Origin of the sequence: Streptomyces racemochromogenes, from assembly GCF_039535215.1 — a bacterium.
GTDB lineage: Bacteria > Actinomycetota > Actinomycetes > Streptomycetales > Streptomycetaceae > Streptomyces > Streptomyces racemochromogenes.
This window is the reverse complement of the sequence record NZ_BAAAWT010000001.1, coordinates 3,529,442-3,547,601: the sequence shown is the minus strand read 5'-3', so window position 1 is coordinate 3,547,601 and position 18,160 is coordinate 3,529,442. Positions and strand designations below refer to the sequence as shown.

The 18,160-nt window shown below is 73.0% G+C and carries 18 protein-coding genes and 1 tRNA gene; 10 read left to right on the top strand and 9 right to left on the bottom strand.

All coding sequences use genetic code 11. The features are described 5' to 3' along the window. The first annotated feature begins 27 nt into the window (after positions 1-27). Positions 28-1,710, top strand: coding sequence for a phenylacetic acid degradation protein PaaN (gene paaN, locus ABD973_RS16340; RefSeq protein ID WP_345500548.1), 1,683 nt, complete (start codon positions 28-30; stop codon positions 1,708-1,710). Between the two features lie 22 nt (positions 1,711-1,732). Here paaN and ABD973_RS16335 read toward each other — a convergent pair whose 3' ends face one another. Genes ABD973_RS16335 through ABD973_RS16325 form a run of 3 tightly spaced genes read right to left on the bottom strand, consistent with a single transcriptional unit; the run spans position 1,733 to position 4,368 of the window. Continuing rightward, on the bottom strand, positions 1,733-2,491 hold the full coding sequence (locus ABD973_RS16335; protein ID WP_125821707.1) for a TrmH family RNA methyltransferase: 759 nt from the start codon (positions 2,489-2,491) through the stop codon (positions 1,733-1,735). 9 nt (positions 2,492-2,500) lie between these two features. Further along, positions 2,501-3,697 carry an HTTM domain-containing protein gene (locus tag ABD973_RS16330; protein WP_386381866.1) on the bottom strand — a complete coding sequence of 399 codons (1,197 nt, stop codon included), beginning with the start codon at positions 3,695-3,697 and terminating at the stop codon, positions 2,501-2,503. Further along, the gene (locus ABD973_RS16325; RefSeq protein ID WP_345500545.1) at positions 3,682-4,368 is read right to left on the bottom strand and encodes a DUF5819 family protein; all 687 of its coding nucleotides are present in this window, start codon (positions 4,366-4,368) and stop codon (positions 3,682-3,684) included. The genes ABD973_RS16330 and ABD973_RS16325 overlap by 16 nt, the downstream gene beginning before the upstream one ends. A 135-nt stretch (positions 4,369-4,503) precedes the next feature. Here ABD973_RS16325 and paaA point away from each other — a divergent pair, with 135 nt between their 5' ends. From paaA to ABD973_RS16295, 6 genes are all read left to right on the top strand, one after another. Continuing rightward, positions 4,504-5,520, top strand: a complete 1,017-nt coding sequence (paaA, locus tag ABD973_RS16320) for a 1,2-phenylacetyl-CoA epoxidase subunit PaaA (RefSeq protein ID WP_241253301.1) — start codon at positions 4,504-4,506, stop codon at positions 5,518-5,520. Beyond that, positions 5,517-5,801, top strand: a complete 285-nt coding sequence (gene paaB / locus ABD973_RS16315; protein WP_125595694.1) for a 1,2-phenylacetyl-CoA epoxidase subunit PaaB — start codon at positions 5,517-5,519, stop codon at positions 5,799-5,801. Before paaA ends, paaB begins: the two co-directional genes overlap by 4 nt. Next, a complete protein-coding gene (gene paaC / locus ABD973_RS16310) occupies positions 5,798-6,532 on the top strand; it encodes a 1,2-phenylacetyl-CoA epoxidase subunit PaaC (RefSeq protein WP_345500544.1) in 735 nt (244 codons plus the stop codon). The genes paaB and paaC overlap by 4 nt, the downstream gene beginning before the upstream one ends. Then, positions 6,526-7,032, top strand: coding sequence for a 1,2-phenylacetyl-CoA epoxidase subunit PaaD (paaD, locus tag ABD973_RS16305; protein ID WP_125595702.1), 507 nt, complete (start codon positions 6,526-6,528; stop codon positions 7,030-7,032). Before paaC ends, paaD begins: the two co-directional genes overlap by 7 nt. Further along, a complete protein-coding gene (locus ABD973_RS16300) occupies positions 7,033-8,133 on the top strand; it encodes a 2Fe-2S iron-sulfur cluster-binding protein (protein WP_125821710.1) in 1,101 nt (366 codons plus the stop codon). 100 nt (positions 8,134-8,233) lie between these two features. Continuing rightward, positions 8,234-9,376, top strand: a complete 1,143-nt coding sequence (locus ABD973_RS16295; protein ID WP_345500541.1) for an acyl-CoA dehydrogenase family protein — start codon at positions 8,234-8,236, stop codon at positions 9,374-9,376. Positions 9,377-9,384: 8 nt separating this feature from the next. Here the strand turns inward: ABD973_RS16295 and ABD973_RS16290 are convergent, their stop codons facing one another. The 6 genes from ABD973_RS16290 to ABD973_RS16265 form a co-directional block, all read right to left on the bottom strand. Further along, the gene (locus ABD973_RS16290) at positions 9,385-9,729 is read right to left on the bottom strand and encodes a rhodanese-like domain-containing protein (protein WP_345500539.1); all 345 of its coding nucleotides are present in this window, start codon (positions 9,727-9,729) and stop codon (positions 9,385-9,387) included. A gap of 75 nt (positions 9,730-9,804) precedes the next feature. Continuing rightward, the gene (locus tag ABD973_RS16285; RefSeq protein WP_125595714.1) at positions 9,805-10,635 is read right to left on the bottom strand and encodes a J domain-containing protein; all 831 of its coding nucleotides are present in this window, start codon (positions 10,633-10,635) and stop codon (positions 9,805-9,807) included. A gap of 155 nt (positions 10,636-10,790) precedes the next feature. Continuing rightward, entirely contained in the window at positions 10,791-12,281 is a 1,491-nt protein-coding gene (locus ABD973_RS16280) for a DUF2252 domain-containing protein (RefSeq protein ID WP_345500537.1), read from the bottom strand. Between the two features lie 69 nt (positions 12,282-12,350). Further along, a complete protein-coding gene (locus tag ABD973_RS16275) occupies positions 12,351-13,010 on the bottom strand; it encodes a response regulator (protein WP_125595717.1) in 660 nt (219 codons plus the stop codon). Positions 13,011-13,020: 10 nt separating this feature from the next. Continuing rightward, positions 13,021-14,712 carry a sensor histidine kinase gene (locus ABD973_RS16270; protein ID WP_206436533.1) on the bottom strand — a complete coding sequence of 564 codons (1,692 nt, stop codon included), beginning with the start codon at positions 14,710-14,712 and terminating at the stop codon, positions 13,021-13,023. 130 nt (positions 14,713-14,842) lie between these two features. Next, positions 14,843-14,925 (bottom strand) — tRNA-Leu (locus ABD973_RS16265). Positions 14,926-15,218: 293 nt separating this feature from the next. Between ABD973_RS16265 and ABD973_RS16260 the strand changes: the two genes are divergently transcribed. The 3 genes from ABD973_RS16260 to ABD973_RS16250 all read left to right on the top strand — a co-directional run bounded on the left by ABD973_RS16260 (position 15,219) and on the right by ABD973_RS16250 (position 18,144). Then, complete coding sequence (locus ABD973_RS16260; RefSeq protein ID WP_125821713.1) at positions 15,219-16,034, top strand: FHA domain-containing protein; 816 nt, start codon at positions 15,219-15,221, stop codon at positions 16,032-16,034. A gap of 10 nt (positions 16,035-16,044) precedes the next feature. Next, on the top strand, positions 16,045-16,545 hold the full coding sequence (locus ABD973_RS16255) for an FHA domain-containing protein FhaB/FipA (protein ID WP_125595723.1): 501 nt from the start codon (positions 16,045-16,047) through the stop codon (positions 16,543-16,545). Between the two features lie 141 nt (positions 16,546-16,686). After that, positions 16,687-18,144, top strand: coding sequence for a PP2C family protein-serine/threonine phosphatase (locus ABD973_RS16250; RefSeq protein ID WP_185899397.1), 1,458 nt, complete (start codon positions 16,687-16,689; stop codon positions 18,142-18,144). Positions 18,145-18,160 lie beyond the last annotated feature (16 nt).

Below are 18,160 nucleotides of genomic sequence, written 5' to 3'. Positions count from 1 at the left end.
CCCGGCTCAACGAGGAGTTGGTCCCTGATGGCCGCCGAGCTCACCGTCCCCCAGCTTTCCGAGAAGCACCGGACCACCCTGGACCAGGCGCTGGATGCCATCCGCAGCCGCGCCTACTGGTCCCCGCACCCCGAGCACCCCAAGGCCTACGGGGAGAGCGCCCCGGCCGACGGGCTCGCCGCCTTCGAGGCCGTCCGCGGCACCCGGTTCGACCTCGGTCAGCCCGGCACCGACGGCTGGACCGGCGGCGAGGTCTCTCCGTTCGGCCCGGAGCTGGGCGTCGAGTACCCGCACGTCGACCCCGACGTGCTGCTCCCCGCGATGAAGGCCGGCATCGCCGCCTGGCGCGACGCCGGTCCCGAGACCCGCGCCCTGGTCTGCATCGAGATCCTCGCCCGCATCTCCGCCCGCACCCACGAGTTCGCGCACGCGGTCATGCACACCAGCGGCCAGGCCTTCATGATGGCCTTCCAGGCGGGCGGCCCCCACGCGCAGGACCGCGGCCTGGAGGCGGTGGCCTACGCGTACGAGGAGCAGACCCGGGTTCCCGGACAGGCCGCCTGGTCGAAGCCGCAGGGCAAGAAGGACCCGCTGGAGCTCGGCAAGACCTTCACGGCCGTGCCGCGCGGCATCGCGCTGATGATCGGCTGCAACACCTTCCCCACCTGGAACGGCTACCCGGGCCTGTTCGCCTCCCTGGCCACCGGCAACGCCGTCCTGGTCAAGCCGCACCCGCGCGCCGTGCTGCCTCTGGCACTGACCGTGCGGGTGGCCCGCGAGGTCCTGGCCGAGGCGGGCTTCGACCCGAACCTGGTGGCCCTGGCCGTCGAGCGGCCCGGCGAGGGCATCGCCAAGACCCTGGCCGTCCGCCCCGAGATCAAGCTCGTCGACTACACCGGTTCGACCGAGTTCGGCGACTGGCTGGAGACCAACGCCCGCCAGGCCCAGGTCTACACGGAGAAGGCAGGCGTCAACACGGTCGTCGTCGACTCCACCGACGACTACAAGGGCATGCTCTCCAACCTGGCGTTCTCCCTCTCCCTGTACAGCGGCCAGATGTGCACCACCCCGCAGAACCTGCTGATCCCCCGCGACGGCATCGAGACCGACGCCGGCCACAAGTCCTACGACGAGGTCGTCGCCGACCTCGCCGCCTCGGTCGGCGGGCTGCTGGGCGACGACACCCGCGCCAACGCCCTGCTGGGCGCGCTGGTCAACCCGGACGTCAAGGCCCGGCTGGAGGCCGCGGCCGGCCTCGGCGAGGTCGCGCTGGCCTCCCGCGAGGTGGTCAACCCCGAGTTCCCCGACGCGGTCGTGCGCACCCCGGTGATCGTGAAGCTGGACGCCGGCAAGCCGGACCCGGAGTCGGCCTACCTGTCCGAGTGCTTCGGCCCGGTCTCCTTCGCGGTGGCGGTGGACTCCACGGCGGACGCCCTCGACCTGCTGCGCCGTACGGTGCGGGAGAAGGGCGCGATGACCGTGGGCGCGTACACCACGTCCGGGGACACCGAGCGGGCGATCGAGGAGGTCTGCCTGGAGGAGTCGGCGCAGCTGTCGCTGAACCTGACGGGCGGGGTCTTCGTGAACCAGACCGCGGCCTTCTCCGACTTCCACGGCTCCGGCGGCAACCCGGCCGCCAACGCGGCGCTGTGCGACGGCGCCTTCGTCGCCAACCGCTTCCGCGTGGTGGAGGTCCGCCGCCAGGGCTAGGACGTGTCTTGCGCCTAGTGGCTCAGGCCTTGGGGCCGCCCCAGTGGAAGAGGGTCATGGCCACGCTGGTGGCCAGGTTGTAGCTGGACACCTGCGGACGCATCGGCAGTGACACCAGGTGGTCCGCCCGGGCGCGCAGCTCGGGCGAGATCCCGTGCCGTTCGGAGCCGAAGGCGAGCAGGGCGTCGTCCGGGAGGGCGAGGGCACGGATGTCCTCGCCCTCCGGGTCGAGCGCGTACACCGGGCCCGGCGGGAGCTCCTCCAGCTCCAGCCGGTCCACGGTGGTCGCGTAGTGCAGTCCGGCGCCCGCGCGGACCACGTTGGGGTGCCAGGGGTCGAGGTCGCCCCGGGTCACCACGCCGGTGGCCCCGAAGCCGGCGGCGAGGCGGACGACGGCGCCCACGTTGCCGAGGTTGCGGGGGTTGTCGAGCAGCACCACGGGGGCGGGCCGGGGCATCCGTGCCAGCGCGGCCCGTCCGGCCTCCCGGCCGGGCCGTACGGCGAGCGCTGCGACCCCGGTGGGGTGCGTCCGGGGCAGCAGCTCCTTGAGCGCCCCCTGCCGCACCAGCCGCGCCACCGCCTCCTCCACGTCGGGCGCCAGTCCGGCGGCGAGCTCCCGCACCCGCCCGGGCTCGTCGGCGATGACGGCCAGCACCTCCGCCCCGAACCGCAGGGCGTGTTTCAGCGCGTGGAACCCGTCGAGCAGCACGACGTCGCTGCGCTCGGCGCACTCCCGCCACTGCCGCTGTACGTCGTCCCCGGCGCCCTGCTGCTCACCCATGCCCCGACCCTAAGCCCGGGGGTCTGGGGGCGGAGCCCCCAGGGGGTCCGGGGCGCAGCCCCGGGGAACGGTGGAAGGGCGGGGCGGGGACCAGCGCCGCAGGCCACCGGCGACGGCGACGACCCGCGCCCCCACCCACACCAGCAGCCCCGTCGGCAGGAACACCGCGTCGGCGGCGATCATCGCCAGCGAGAAGAACGGCAGCCCCAGCAGCACCGCGATCCCGGCGTGCTCCAGCATCATCACCGCCAGCAGCACGTTCTTGACCCGCCGGTTGAACAGCGTGAACGGGAACGCCACCTGCACCAGCACGGTCCCGTACGTCAGCAGCATCACCACCGCCCCACTGGACGCCGCCAGCTCCGACAGCCAGGGCCAGGGGGTGAAGTAGTCCAGGCTCAGCGGGTAGTACAGCGCGGTCCCGTCCTGCCACCGCGAGCCCTGGATCTTGTACCAGCCGGCGGTGGCGTAGATCAGGCACACCTCGGCCGTGATCACCAGCATCCCGGCGTTGTGCAGCAGGTTCGCGAGCACGTCGAGGGTCGCGCGCCGCTCGCCCCCGGGTTCGTACCGGTCGGCGAGCCACCACAGTGCCGTCCCGGTCCACAGGGTCCCGAAGAACACGAGCCAGAGCGTGCCGAGGTGCCCGCTCACCACCCCGTACGCGAACCCGGCGCCCAGCAGCGCCCACAGCACCGGCCCGGCGGCCCCCGCGGTCGCCGACCCGCGCAGCCGGGACCGGCGGGCGTCGAGCGACCACACCTGCCCGCAGCGGGTCAGCACGAGGTAGACGGCCATCAGGTGGATGACGTTGTCCCCGCCGTCGCCCATGAACACGCTGCGGTTCTGCAGCGACAGCACCCCGATCATGAACAGGACCGAGGCGGCCCGTGTCCGCCAGCCCAGCACCAGCAGGACGCTCGCGAGCAGGGAGAGCGCGTACACCGTCTCGAACCACAGCGTCGAGTCCGACCACATCAGGACCGTGAAGGCGCGGTTCGAGGCGATCAGCCGCTCGGCGAGCGGCCAGCTCCAGGGCCCGTCGGGGCCGTAGAGCTCGTGCCGGTGGGGGAACTCCCGCAGCAGGAAGAACAGCCAGGTCCCGGCGAAGCCGATGCGTACGACGGCGCTCTGGTAGGGGCCCAGCGCCTGTCCGGTGGCCTTCGCGACCGCCCGCGCGAGGGCGCTCCTCACACGTTCCACCACGGCAGCTCCCGGTAGTACGTCTGGGCGTCGGTCTTCTCCCCGCTCCAGGAGGGCGCGGCCACCGACCGGGTCGCCGAGCGCAGCTGGATCCGTACGATCCGTTCCGCTCCCGGCGTCGCGGCGGTCAGCCTGCCCACGGCGATCCGCTTCAGGTACTGCTCGGCCAGCTCCCCGCGCTCGCCGTCGGGCTTGTTGTCCTCGTCGTGGGAGCCGGTGAAGAAGTCCCAGGCCCTGCGGAGCTCGTTCTGCTCGGTGTGGCTCGGCAGCAGGGTGTGGCGGATCGCCGCGCCGTCCTCGGCGGACAGGTCGCGCCAGTCGCGGGTGAGGAGTTCCCCGCCGGCGGTGCGGACCTGGGCGCGGACCTCCACGGCGATGTTCTGCTGGAGCGGGTTGGGGGCGAAGAGCTTCCAGTTCTGTTCGAACTCGGGGTAGATCCAGCCGTCCACGAGCCTGGCGTTCTGCTTGCCGACGGTGTTGGCGGGCGCGACGTGCAGGAAGACCAGTCCGAGGTGCAGGCAGGCGCCGACGCCCACGGCCCCCAGGGCGAGGGCCGCGAGGACCCGGTAGGGCGTGGACAGGCCCGCGATCCCGGCTGCGCGGGGCGGTGCGGGCGGCGCCGGAGCGGCTGCCGGAAGGGCTCCTTCCGCAGGCTCGCGCTCGTTCGAATCCATCCCGCCCCGATCATCCGGCGTCCACAGGGTTGCCCACAGAGGTTGACACCCTACGGGCCGCCGTCTCACCATTGAAGAGGATGAACCGAACGATCGGTCGGTCGGGCGGACGGCACACTCTGACAGGGGACCGGGATGGTCGCAGTGACCCCGGAAACGGGCACGTCAGGCACGGTGGACGGCGCGGTGGACGGGCAGTCCGCAGACCTCGGCGCACAGCTCCGTGCGGACTTCGACGCCGCCGTGGCGGCCGACGAGCGCGTGGAGCCCCGGGACTGGATGCCCGACGAGTACCGCGCCTCCCTGGTCCGGCAGATGGCGCAGCACGCGCACTCCGAGATCATCGGCATGCAGCCCGAGGCCAACTGGATCACCCGCGCGCCCTCGCTGCGCCGCAAGGCGATCCTCATGGCCAAGGTGCAGGACGAGGCGGGCCACGGGCTCTACCTCTACAGCGCCGCCGAGACCCTCGGCACCAGCCGCGACGAGCTGCTCGACAAGCTCCACTCGGGCAGGCAGAAGTACTCCTCGATCTTCAACTACCCCACTCTGACCTGGGCCGACGTCGGCGCCATCGGCTGGCTCGTGGACGGCGCGGCGATCACCAACCAGGTGCCGATCTGCCGCTGCTCCTACGGCCCCTACGCCCGCGCCATGGTCCGGATCTGCAAGGAGGAGTCCTTCCACCAGCGCCAGGGCTACGAGCTGCTCCTCGCCCTCTCGCAGGGCACCGAGGCCCAGCACGCCATGGCGCAGGACGCGGTCGACCGCTGGTGGTGGCCCTCGCTGATGATGTTCGGTCCGCCGGACGACGAATCGGTCCACAGCGCGCAGGCGATGGCCTGGAAGATCAAGCGCCACTCCAACGACGAGCTGCGCCAGCGCTTCGTGGACATCGCCGTCCCGCAGGCCGAGTCGCTGGGCCTGACCCTGCCCGACCCGGACATCAAGTGGAACGAGGAGCGCGGCCACCACGACTTCGGCGCCATCGACTGGGCCGAGTTCTGGGACGTCCTCAAGGGCAACGGCCCCTGCAACGAACAGCGGATCAGCCAGCGGCGCACGGCGCACGAGGAAGGCGCCTGGGTCCGCGAGGCCGCCTCCGCCTACGCCGCGAAGCACACCAGCACCGGACGAGAGGTACAGGCATGACGCAGAACTGGCCCCTGTGGGAGGTGTTCGTGCGCTCGCGCCGCGGCCTCTCGCACACGCACGCGGGAAGCCTGCACGCCCCGGACGCGGAGATGGCCCTGCGCAACGCCCGCGACCTCTACACGCGGCGCAACGAGGGCGTCTCCATCTGGGTCGTGCCCTCCGCGGAGATCACCGCCTCCTCGCCGGACGAGCGGGACCCGTTCTTCGCCCCGTCCGCCGACAAGCCCTACCGCCACCCCACCTTCTACGACATCCCCGAGGGGGTGCGCCACCTGTGAGCGCCGGCACCGACACCCGCACCGCGGCAGCCCTCGCCCTCGGCGACGACGCGCTGATCCTCTCCCACCGCCTCGGCGAGTGGGCGGGCCACGCCCCCGTCCTGGAGGAGGAGGTCGCCCTGGCCAACATCGCCCTCGACCTGCTCGGACAGGCCCGCCTGCTGCTGTCCATGGCGGGCGACGAGGACGAGCTGGCCTTCCTGCGCGAGGAGCGCTCCTTCCGCAACCTCCAGCTGGTCGAGCAGCCCAACGGGGACTTCGCCCACACCATCGCCCGCCAGCTCTACTTCTCCTTCTACCAGCACGAGCTGTACGGGGAGCTCGCCGCCGGCGACGGTCCGTTCGCCCCGCTCGCCGCCAAGGCCGTGAAGGAGACCGCCTACCACCGGGACCACGCCGAGCAGTGGACGCTGCGCCTCGGCGACGGCACCGAGGAGAGCGGTTCCCGGATGCGCACGGCGCTGGACGCCCTGTGGAAGTTCACCGGGGAGATGTTCCTGCCCGTCGAGGGACTCGGCCTGGACCAGGCCGCCATGGAGGCTTTGGAGGGCCGCTGGCTGGCCGCGCTGGGCGACGTACTGGACCGGGCGGGGCTCGCCCTGCCCAAGGGGCCGCGTACGGGCGCCTGGGCCGCCGGAGCCGGCCGCCAGGGGCTGCACACGGAGCCGTTCGGGCGGCTGCTCGCCGAGATGCAGCACCTGCACCGCAGCCACCCCGGAGCGTCGTGGTGAGCGCCGGGGCCGGGACCACCCGTCTGGAGGCGGAGCTGGCCGAGCTGGCCGGTTCCGTCCCCGACCCGGAACTGCCCGTGCTGACCCTGGCCGAGCTGGGCGTCATGCGCGGCGTGCGGATGCACGAGGACGGGCACGCCGAGGTGGTCCTGACCCCGACGTACACCGGCTGTCCGGCCATCGAGGCCATGTCCGCCGACATCGAACGGGTCCTCACCGGCCACGGCATCCCCGAGGTGCGCGTCACCACGGTGCTGTCCCCGGCCTGGTCCACCGACGACATCAGCGCCGAAGGCCGCCGCAAACTGGCCGAGTTCGGCATCGCACCGCCCCGCCCGCACTCCACCGGCGGACCGGTACCGCTGACCCTGTCGGTGCGCTGCCCCCAGTGCGGCTCGACCGACACCGAACTGCTCAGCCGCTTCTCCTCCACCGCGTGCAAGGCGCTGCGCCGCTGCGTCTCCTGCCGCGAACCGTTCGACCACTTCAAGGAGCTGTAGATGGCCGCACCCCGCCACGGCGCGTTCCACCCGCTGACGGTGGCGGCAGTCGACCGGCTCACCGACGACTCGGTGGCCCTGACCCTGCGGGTCCCCGAGGAACTGCGCGAGGACTACCGCCACGCCCCCGGCCAGCACCTGACGCTGCGCCGCCGCCCTTCCGAGGGCACCGAGGTCCGCCGCACCTACTCGATCTGCTCCCCCGCCCCGGCCCCCGACGGCCCCGGCCCGGCCGAACTGCGGGTGGGCGTGCGCCTGGTGGAGGGCGGCGAGTTCTCCACGTTCGCGCACAAGGAGGTGGCCGCCGGCGACGTGCTGGACGTGATGGTCCCGGCCGGACGGTTCGTGCTGGAGCCCGCCGCCGCCCCGCGGGCCGCGCACTACGCGGCGATCGTCGGCGGCAGCGGCATCACCCCGGTGCTGTCGATCGCCGCCTCGGTCCTGGCGGCACGGCCCGACGCCCGGTTCTGCCTGGTGCGCAGCGACCGCACGGCCGCCTCGACGATGTTCCTGGAGGACGTGGCCGACCTCAAGGACCGCTACCCCGACCGCTTCCAGCTGGTGACCGTGCTCTCCCGCGAGGAGCAGGAGGCCGGTCTGCCCTCCGGCCGGCTCGACGAGGCCCGGCTGGTGTCCCTGCTGCCCGCGCTGCTCCCGGTGGAGGAGGTGACGGGCTGGTTCCTGTGCGGTCCCTACGGGCTGGTGACCGGCGCGGAGCGGGCCCTGGGCACGCTCGGCGTCGTACGGACCCGGGTGCACGAGGAGGTCTTCCACGTCGAGGACACCGCCCCGCAGGGCCCCGTCCGCGCCGTTGCGGCTCCGGCCCGCGGCCAGGTGACCGCCCGGCTCGACGGCCGCTCGGGCACCTGGCCCGTGCAGGACGGCGAGTCCCTGCTGGACACCGTGCTGCGCAACCGCGCGGACGCCCCGTACGCCTGCAAGGGCGGCGTGTGCGGCACCTGCCGGGCCTTCGTGGTCTCCGGCGAGGTGCGGATGGACCGCAACTTCGCGCTGGAGGCGGAAGAGACCGACGCCGGGTTCGTGCTGGCCTGCCAGTCCCACGCCCTGACGGAGGAAGTGGAGATCGACTTCGACCGGTAGCCCCGCCGGCCGTCCGGGGCCTGTCCAATTGCCGCACGCTGCTCTATCTTGACGCACCGTCAGATCAGGGCGTCAGCCGGTGCGCGCAGGAGGACAGGCAGTGGACTTCACCTTCACCGAGGAACAGCAGGCCGCCGTCGAGGCCGCCCGGGCCGTCTTCGCCGGCGTGGCCCCCGACGGCGTCCCCAGCCCCGCGCTCACGCCCGGAGCCGTCGCGGACGACTTCGACCGGCCGCTGTGGGCCCGGCTCGCCGGCTCCGACCTGCTGGGCCTCGTCCTCGCGGAGGAGCACGGCGGGTCCGGCCTCGACGCCATCGCCCTGTGCCTGGTGCTGCGCGAGGCGGCCCGGGTACTGGCCCGGGTACCGCTGCTGGAGCACTGCGCCACCGCCATGGCCGTCCAGGCCCACGGCAGCCCCGAACTCACCGCCGCCCTGCTGCCCGGCGCCGGGAACGGCACGGTCGTCCTCACCGCGGCCGCGCACGGCCGCACCGGCCACGACCCCGCCGAACTCGCCGTCACCGCACGCCGCGAGGGCCCGGACTGGCTCCTGGACGGGGTACAGACCTCCGTGGCCTGGGCCCACGGCTGCGACTGGATCGCGGTCCCCGCCCACAGCGGCGGGGGCGAGGCCGTCCTGGCCCTCCTGCCGCGGCTCACCCCGGGCCTCACGCTCGCCGACCAGTACTCCACCAGCGGCGAACGGCTCGCCGAACTCACCCTCGACGCGGTACGGGCACCCGCCGCCCACGTGATCGACGCCCCCGGCGCCTGGGACCGGCTCCACCAGCTGCTGGCCACCGGTACCTGCGCCCTCGCACTCGGCCTCGGCGAGGCCGCCCTCACCATGACCAGCCAGTACACCGGCAAGCGGGAGCAGTTCGGCTTCCCCGTGGCGACCTTCCAGGCCGTCGCGGTACAGGCCGCCGACCGCTACATCGACCTGCGCGCCATGGAGGCCACCCTCTGGCAGGCCGCCTGGCGACTCGACACCGCGACCGGCGGGGCGGGCGGCCCGCTGCCCAGCGCCGGGGACGTCGCCGTCGCCAAGATCTGGGCCTCCGAAGGCGTACGCCGGGTCGTGCAGACCGCCCAGCACCTGCACGGCGGCTTCGGAGCGGACACCGACTACCCGCTGCACCGCTACCACGCGTGGGCCAAGCAGCTGGAACTCCAGCTGGGCCCGGCCGCCGCGCACGAGGAGGCACTGGGCGACCTGCTGGCCGCTTACCCCCTGGCCTGAGCGGTGGACTAGAGCACGAAGGCCGGGTTCCCGGTGTCCGTCACCATCGGGCGCCCGGCCCGCTCCCACGCCTGCATCCCGCCGTCGATGTTCACGGCCTCGATGCCCTGGCGCACCAGGTACTGGGTGACCTGCGCGCTACGGCCGCCCACCCGGCACATCACGTACGCGATACGCCCGTCCGCGACCGCCTCGGTGACCTCGCCGAAGCGCGCCACGAAGTCGCTCATCGGGACGTGCAGCGCACCCTCGACGTGCCCGGCCGCCCATTCGTCGTCCTCACGGACGTCGAGGACGAAGCCTTCGGCGGGCACCGCGGCGGCGTCCACCGAGGGAAGCGGTCCGAGGTTCATAACAGTCGCCTTCTCTCTTCACGGATCTGGTCTGCCAACCTATCCGAAGCCCCGGCCTGCGCGGCCGGGCCGGGCTCATCCGGCGGTGTACGACGCCAGCTCCGCCTCGCGCTCGGAGACCTGCGCCAGCAGCTGCTCCGCGATCTCCTCCAGAAGCCGGTCCGGGTCGTCCGGAGCCATCCGCAGCATGGCGCCGATCGCGCTGTCCTCCAGCTCCTTCGCCACCAGCGAGAGCAGCTCCTTGCGCTGGGCCAGCCACTCCAGCCGGGCGTACAGCTCCTCGCTCTCGCTCGGCCCCGCCTCCTCGGGCGCCGGGCCGGCCTCCCACTCCTCGGCGAGCTCGCGCAGCAGCCGCTCCTCACCGCGCCCGTAGGCGGCGTTGACCCGGGCGATGAAGGCGTCGCGGCGCGTGCGCTCGGCATCGTCCTGCGCCAGGTCGGGGTGGGCCTTGCGGACCAGCTCCCGGTACAGCCGCCGCACCTCCTCGGTGGGCCGCACCCGCTGCGGCGGCTGCACCGACCGGTCGGTGAGCATCGCCGCGGCGTCGTCGGAGATCCCGTCCGAGTCCAGCCAGTCGTGGAACAGCTCCTCCACGCCGGGCATCGGCATGACCAGCGAGCGGGCCTCCTGGGCCCGCCGCAGGTCCTCCGGATCACCGGTGCGGGCCGCCTTCGCCTCCGCGATCAGGGCGTCCAGCTCGTCGAGGCGCGAGTACATCGGGCCGAGCTTCTGGTGGTGCAGCCGGGAGAAGTTCTCGACCTCCACCCGGAAGGTCTCCACGGCGATCTCGAACTCGATCAGCGCCTGCTCGGCGGCCCGCACGGCGCGCTCCAGCCGTGCCTCGGGCCGCTCGTCACCGGGGACGGCGGACTCTTCGGGGGCGGTGGGTTCGGTCTGCTCGCTCACCCGGCCAGCCTACGGCCCGCCCCGGGCCATGTTTCACGTGAAACGTAGGGGATGTTTCACGTGAAACGCGCAGGCCGCGTGAAACGCGCCGGCCCGAACGGCCCGGCCACCGCCCGGGCCGCCCCAGCCACCGCCCGGACCGCCCGGCCGGTCCCTCAGACCCCGAACTCCGCCGCGATACGTCCCGAGCGCACCGCCGCCACCAGATCCGCGTGATCGGCCTCGCTCCGGTCGGCGTACGCCACGGCGAACCCGGCCATCGCCTCGTCCAGCTCCTCGTTCTTGCCGCAGTACCCCGCCAGCAGCCGCGGATCGGCGCTGTGCGCGTGCGCACGCGCCAGCAGGGCGCCGGTCATCCGGCCGTAGTCGTCGAGCTGGTCCACGGCCAGCGCCGCCGGATCCACGCTGCCCTTGCGGTTGCGGAACTGCCGGACCTGGTACGGGCGCCCCTCGACGGTGGTCCAGCCCAGCAGGATGTCGGAGACCACCTGCATCCGCTTCTGCCCGGCCACCACCCGGCGGCCCTCGTGCTCCTCCTCCGGCGCGTGGAAGCCCAGCCCGGGCAGGTGCGGCAGCAGCACCGAGGGCCGCGCCTCCTTCACCTGGAGCACCAGCGGCTCGCCCCGGTGGTCCAGCAGCAGCACCACGTACGAGCGGGTGCCGACGCTGCCGGTACCGACGACGCGGAAGGCCACGTCGTGGATCGCGTACCGGGCCAGCAGCGGCAGCCGGTCCCCCGAGAGGGTCGCCAGGTACGGGCCCAGCGAGGCGGCCACGGCCGCGGCCTCCCCGTCCCCGACCCGCCGCAGCACCGGCAGCGCGTCCACGAAGCGGCGCCCGCCGTCCGCGAGGAGCTCGGTCGACTTGGCGGCGAACCTCGCGGACGTGTTGTTGCGGGCCTTCTCCGAGACCCGCTCCAGCGTCCCGAGCAGGTCCCGGGCGTCGGTGTGGGAAACCAGCTCCTCGTCCGCGATCGCGTTCCAGGCGTCGAGCGCGGGCAGCTTCGCCAGCAGCCGCATGGTGCGCCGGTAGGCGCCCACCGCGTCCCGGGCCGCCGCCAGGCAGGTGTCCTCGCAGGCGCCCGCCACCCGTCCGGCGAGGATCAGGGAGGTCGCCAGCCGCTTCACGTCCCACTCCCACGGACCGAAGACGGTCTCGTCGAAGTCGTTCAGGTCGATCACGAGCCGGCCGCGCGCGTCGCCGTAGATGCCGAAGTTGGCCGCGTGGGCGTCACCGCAGATCTGCGCGCCCACCCCGGTCACCGGACCGCCGGACAGGTCGTGCGCCATCAGCCCGGCCGCCCCGCGCAGGAAGGCGAAGGGGTTCGCGGCCATCCGGCCCACGCGTATCGGGGTCAGCTCGGCGACCCGCCCCACGTTGGACTCCTCCACCGCGCGCACCGCGTCCGGCCGCCCGGCGGGCGCCTCGAACCGCGCGTGGGCCGCCCGCGGGACGCGCAGCCGCAGCGCTTTACCCGCCTCCCTGGGCGAGCCGCTGACGTTCCGCGGCGCGAAGCCCGCGACGCGCGGGATCCGCCCGCCGTCCCGCCCCGCGGCCGGCTCCACCGCCACGCCCACCACGCCCGCTCCGCCCGACGCTCCGGCCGCCCCGCCCGCCGCCGCGTACTGCTCCGGTATCGCCACCATCCGCGCTGCCCCGCCCTGTTCGCGCCACACCGGCCACCTCGTGGCCGATCAAGTCCGGGCAGACCGTACCTACAGCCCGGCGTCCCTGGCCAGCAGGGCCGCCTGAACCCGGTTCTCGCAGCCCAGCTTCGCGAGGATCCGGCTCACGTACGTCTTCACGGTCGCCTCGCTCATGTGGAGCCTGCGCCCGGCGTCCGCGTTCGACAAGCCCTCGCCCAGCAGCGCCAGCACCCCCCGCTCCCGCTCGCTCAGCTCCGCGACCCTCCGGCGGGCCTCCTCACCGCGCCCCGCGGCCGGACCCGTGGCCAGCTGGTCGACCACGTGCCGGGTCGCCCCGGGCGAGAGGTACGCGTCACCGGCCGCGGCCGCGCGGACGGCGCCGATCAGCTCACCCGGCGCCGAGTCCTTCAGCAGGAAGCCCGCGCCGCCCTGGCTCAGCGCCCGCAGCACGTTCTCCTTCTCCCCGAAGGTGGTCAGGATCAGCGCCCGCACCGCCGGCGCGGCCCGGCCCAGCTCGCCGAGCGCCGTCAGCCCGTCCATCACCGGCATCTGGATGTCCAGCAGGACCACGTCCGGGGCGTGCGAGAGGGCCAGTTCGACCGCCTCCCGGCCGTTGGCTCCCTCGGCGACGACCTCGATGTCCGGCGCCGAGGTCAGGATCATCCTGATCCCCGCGCGGATCAGCGGCTCGTCGTCAGCGATCACCACTCTGATCACCTTGGCTGTCACCCGCACGCTCCTACTGCTTGACCTGGTACGCCTGCTTGTCGACGAGCTTGCCGTCCTTGAAGCAGAACCGGAAAACGGTGTCGTCGGCGGACCACTCCGAGTCGTCGCCGGACAGCAGGGCCAGGCAGTCCGAGCCCTCCGGCCGCGGCGGGCCCTTGCGGTCCATGCCCGCCGTCAGGACGCTGTCCCCGCTCGGCAGCCGTCCCCGCACCGCCTCCTCGGACTCGCCCACGTGGACCGCGTCGTACTCCGTCCTGCCGATCATCGCCTTGTTCGCGGAGCCGACGAGCATCACCACCGCGGCCCCCATCACGATGATCAGCAGCACCACCGCCGCGACGGCGATCCCGCAGCCCATCGCCACGCCCCCGGTCCGGGTGCGCACCGGCACCGACAGCTCGCGGTCCAGCGCGGCCCAGTCCAGCGGCGGCGCGCCCTTCAGCGCCAGCGCCCGTGCCTGCGAGCGCTGCCCGAAGTCGTCCGCCACGTCCTCGACCAGCCCGGCCGGCTCCGTCCCGTACGGCAGCACGCCCGCCACCCGGAACCCGCCGTCCTCGGTCGCCCCCGCGTGCACCATGCCGCCGACCAGCCGGGCCCGCTCCCGCAGCCCGGTCAGCCCCTGGCCGCCCGACACGACCTCGCCCGGGACCCGGTCGGTGGCCGGACCGTTGGCGATCTCCACCACCAGCGAGTCGTCCTCGTAACGCAGCTCCACGGTGATCGGCGACCCCGGAGCGTGCTTGTAGGCGTTGGTCAGCGCCTCCTGCACGATCCGGTACGCCGCGTGGTCGCAGGCCGCGACCAGCGGCCGCGGCTGCCCCGCCGTGCCCAGCCGTACGTCGGTCCCCGCGGCCCGCGCCGCCTCCACGATCCCGGCGATCCCGGCCACGCCCCGCGCGGCCGGCTGCGCCTCCTCCACCGGCGCGGGCGCCTCCACCCCGTCGCGCAGGATCCCGACGACCTCGCGCAGCTCGTGCATGGCGGCCACCGAGGCCTGCCGCAGCACCCCCACCGCCTCGCGCTGGCGGTCGGTGAGCGCGGGGTCCACCTCCAGCGCCCCCGTGTGCACCGAGATCAGCGCCAGCTGGTGGCCCAGGCTGTCGTGCATGTCCTGGGCGATCCGCTGCCGCTCCCGCAGCCGGGCCTGCCCGGCGACCATCGTCCGCTCGCGCAGCAGCCGGTCGTTGCGCTCCTGGAGCGCGCTCAGCAGGGTCCGGCGCTGGTGCCAGTAGCGGCTGGCCAGACCCGGCATCACGGTCGCCGCGAGGAACAGCAGGGTGGAGAAGACGACCACCAGCACCGGCCGCATCTGCGCCCACTGGTCGACCAGGGTGAGGCCGACCTCCGCGAGGAAGGCCAGCAGGAACGCGCCGAGCGCCCGCCCCACGCCGACGATCCGCCGGCCCGCGGACCAGCCCAGCACGACCGTCACGAGGAACACCCCGGGCAGCAGCGCGCTGGCCGCCGCGCCCACCACCAGCGTGGTGGCCGGCAGCCTCCGGCGCAGCAGCACCAGCGCCACCACGGCCACGACGCCGAGGCCCGTCTTCAGTCCGGAGCTGTTGCTGAGTTCGTCCACGCCGACGCCGAGCAGCGCCAGTACGGCGGCGCTCGTCAGGTCCCCCGCCAGCATCCGCCGCGACCAGGGTTCGGGACCCTTCAGCCAGTCCCAGCCCGCACGCGTCCTCGCCTTGGCATCCACACGCCCGACCCTAGACACCGGCCCGCCCCGCCCGCCGTCCTCTTTCGTCGCGTCCCGCACGACGAAAGTCGTACGGGACCGGACATGCGAGAAGCCCCGATCCGGATTCCGGATCGGGGCTTCCCCGATGTGGGCGAGGGGGGATTTGAACCCCCACGTCCCGAAGGACACTGGCACCTGAAGCCAGCGCGTCTGCCGTTCCGCCACTCGCCCGAGCAGCATCCCAGTGGTTCTTCCCTTTCGGGCCGTTCCCCTGGCGACGTCGAAACATTAACACGTCGGACGGGCCGGATTGAAATCGCTTTCACCGGCCCCCCTGACGACGACCGGCACGGCCCCTCCCACTGTCCCCTCCGGGTGCGGGACACTGTCCCTGGCGCACCCCTACGATCCCTTGTGAGCACCAACACTCCTGCGCGCAGGAGCGAAGGGGAACCAGCCGAATCCGCCACGCGTGGATACGATCAGTAAGCAGTACAGGGCGACAACGACGGAGGAGGTGCCCCATGGGAGTCCTGAAGCGTTTCGAGCAGCGCCTCGAAGGTCTGGTGAACGGCACCTTCGCCAAGGTGTTCAAGTCCGAGGTCCAGCCGGTGGAGATCGCCGGCGCCCTCCAGCGCGAGTGCGACAACAACGCCACGATCTGGAACCGCGAGCGGACCGTCGTACCGAACGACTTCATCGTGGAGCTCAGCGCCGGCGACTACGAGCGCCTGAGCCCCTACTCCGGTCAGCTCGGCGACGAACTCGCGGGCCTCGTACGCGACTACGCCAAGCAGCAGCGCTACAGCTTCATGGGCCCCATCAAGGTGCACCTGGAGAAGGCCGAGGACCTGGACACCGGCCTCTACCGGGTCCGCAGTCGCACCCTCGCCTCCAGCACCTCCCAGGACTCCCCCCAGGGCGCCCCGAGCGGGCAGGGCGGACAGGGCGGATACGGCTACCCGCCGGTCGGCGCCCCGCCCATGCCCCCCGGACCGCCTCCGGGCGGACCCGGCGCGCGCCCCGGCGGCGCGCCCGCGGCGCCCGGCGCCCCGGGGGCCACGCGCCGCTGGATCGAGATCAACGGCACCCGCCACCAGATCTCGCGCCCGACACTCGTACTCGGCCGCAGCACCGAGGCCGATGTGCGGATCGACGACCCCGGCGTCTCCCGCCGGCACTGTGAGATCCGGACCGGAACACCCCCGACGATCCAGGATCTCGGGTCCACCAACGGCATCGTGGTGGACGGGCAGCACACCACCCGCGCTACGCTCCGCGACGGCTCGCGGATCGTCGTGGGCAGCACCACCATCATTTACCGGCAAGCCGAAGGGTGAAGCGGGGGCAATGTCAGAGCTGACCCTGACGGTCATGCGGTTGGGTTTCCTGGCCGTTCTGTGGCTGTTCGTCATCGTGGCCGTTCAGGTCATTCGCAGCGACCTCTTCGGTACGCGCGTCACGCAGCGCGGATCGCGCCGCGGCGCCGCCGCCGGCGGAGCCGCGCAGCAGGCGGGACGGCAGGCCGCGCCGCCCCAGCAGCGTCAGCGCAGGGGCGCGCCGACCAAGCTCGTCGTCTCCGAGGGCACCCTCACGGGCACCACGGTCGCCCTCGCCGGCCAGACGATCACGCTGGGCCGCGCCCACGACTCCACGATCGTGCTGGACGACGACTACGCCTCCAGCAGGCATGCCAGGATCTACCCCGACCGTGACGGCCAGTGGATCGTCGAGGATCTCGGGTCCACGAACGGCACGTACCTCGACCGGACCCGGCTGACCACCCCGACGCCCATTCCGCCGGGCGCCCCGATCCGCATCGGCAAGACCGTCATCGAGCTGCGGAAGTAGTACGAGAATGAGCGAGCGGAGCGAGCGAGCCGCGGCGGTCCGTCCCACCGGGGACACGGACCCGAGCGCGCTCCCGACCGGAGGGTGGGCAGTGTGGCTCGAGACCGGTTGTACCCCGAGGCGTCGACAGGGCAGGTGCGCATGAGTCTGTCCCTGCGTTTCGCCGCCGGATCGCACAAGGGGATGATCCGCGAGGGCAACGAGGACTCCGGCTACGCCGGTCCCCGGCTCCTCGCCGTCGCCGACGGCATGGGCGGCCAGGCAGCCGGCGAGGTCGCCAGCTCCGAGGTCATCTCCTCGCTCGTCCAGCTCGACGACGACGTCCCCGGCTCCGACATCCTCACCGCCCTCGGCATCGCCGTGCAGCGCGCCAACGACCAGCTGCGCGTCATGGTCGAGGACGACTCCCAGCTCGAGGGCATGGGCACCACGCTCACCGCCCTGCTGTGGACCGGCCAGCGCCTCGGTCTCGTGCACGTCGGCGACTCGCGCGCCTACCTGCTCCGCGACGGCGTCCTCACGCAGATCACCCAGGACCACACCTGGGTGCAGCGCCTCGTCGACGAGGGCCGGATCACCGAGGAGGAGGCGACCACCCATCCGCAGCGTTCCCTCCTCATGCGGGCCCTCGGCAGCGGCGACGTCGTGGAGCCCGACCTCTCGATCCGCGAGGTCCGGGCCGGCGACCGCTACCTGATCTGCTCCGACGGCCTGTCCGGCGTGGTCTCCCACCAGACCCTGGAGGAGACCCTCGCCGACTACCACGGCCCGCACGAGACGGTGCAGTCCCTGATCCAGCTCGCCCTGCGCGGCGGCGGTCCGGACAACATCACCTGCATCGTCGCGGACGTCCTCGACACCGACAGCGGCGACACCATGGCCGCCCAGCTGAACGACACCCCGGTGGTCGTCGGCGCGGTCGCCGAGAACCAGCACCAGCTCTTCGACGGCAACGCCATGCAGACGCCGGCCGGGCGGGCCTCCGGGCTCGGCCGCCAGGCCCCGCCGCCGGCGGGCTCCTTCGGCCCCCCCGGCAGCGGCGAAGCCCCCGGCTACGGATACCCCGACCAGGGCCAGGGCGGCGCACTGGGCAACTTCGGCGAACCCGAGCCCTACGACGCCGACGGCAAGTACGAGGACACCTACGACCACCCGCGCAAGCGGCGCGGCAAAGGGCGCAAGTGGACCACGCGCACGCTGATCCTGCTGCTCGTGGCCGGTGTCGTCGGCGGCGGCCTGTACGCGGCGCACCGGTGGACGCAGACGCAGTACTACGTCGGCGTCAAGGGTGACCACGTCGCGCTGTACCGCGGCCTCAGCCAGAACCTGGCCTGGATCCACCTCTCGCAGGTGGAGACGGACCACCCCGAGATCGAACTGAAGTACCTCCCGCCCTTCAAGCGCAAGCAGGTCGAGTCCACGATCAGCGAGAGCAGCCTCGACGGTGCGCGCAAGAAGATCGAGGAGCTCGGGGTCCAGGTCTCCGCCTGCAAGCAGGACGAGGCACGCCGCGCTTCCGAAGCCCAGGGCAACCAGACGCCCGGCCCCAGCCTGACTCCCGCGGAGCAGGCTGTCGTCGGCCAGTGCGAAAAGCAGTAGACATACGCGGGCACAG

Bases quoted from the DNA above. Each gene is read 5' to 3' on its own strand.
- paaN (WP_345500548.1), top strand. From the start codon at position 28: ATGGCCGCCGAGCTCACCGTCCCCCAGCTTTCCGAGAAGCACCGGACC.
- ABD973_RS16335 (WP_125821707.1), bottom strand. From the start codon at position 2,491: ATGGGTGAGCAGCAGGGCGCCGGGGACGACGTACAGCGGCAGTGGCGG.
- ABD973_RS16325 (WP_345500545.1), bottom strand. From the start codon at position 4,368: ATGGATTCGAACGAGCGCGAGCCTGCGGAAGGAGCCCTTCCGGCAGCC.
- paaA (WP_241253301.1), top strand. From the start codon at position 4,504: ATGGTCGCAGTGACCCCGGAAACGGGCACGTCAGGCACGGTGGACGGC.
- paaB (WP_125595694.1), top strand. From the start codon at position 5,517: ATGACGCAGAACTGGCCCCTGTGGGAGGTGTTCGTGCGCTCGCGCCGC.
- ABD973_RS16300 (WP_125821710.1), top strand. From the start codon at position 7,033: ATGGCCGCACCCCGCCACGGCGCGTTCCACCCGCTGACGGTGGCGGCA.
- ABD973_RS16290 (WP_345500539.1), bottom strand. From the start codon at position 9,729: ATGAACCTCGGACCGCTTCCCTCGGTGGACGCCGCCGCGGTGCCCGCC.
- ABD973_RS16280 (WP_345500537.1), bottom strand. From the start codon at position 12,281: ATGGTGGCGATACCGGAGCAGTACGCGGCGGCGGGCGGGGCGGCCGGA.
- ABD973_RS16260 (WP_125821713.1), top strand. From the start codon at position 15,219: ATGGGAGTCCTGAAGCGTTTCGAGCAGCGCCTCGAAGGTCTGGTGAAC.
- ABD973_RS16255 (WP_125595723.1), top strand. From the start codon at position 16,045: ATGTCAGAGCTGACCCTGACGGTCATGCGGTTGGGTTTCCTGGCCGTT.
- ABD973_RS16250 (WP_185899397.1), top strand. From the start codon at position 16,687: ATGAGTCTGTCCCTGCGTTTCGCCGCCGGATCGCACAAGGGGATGATC.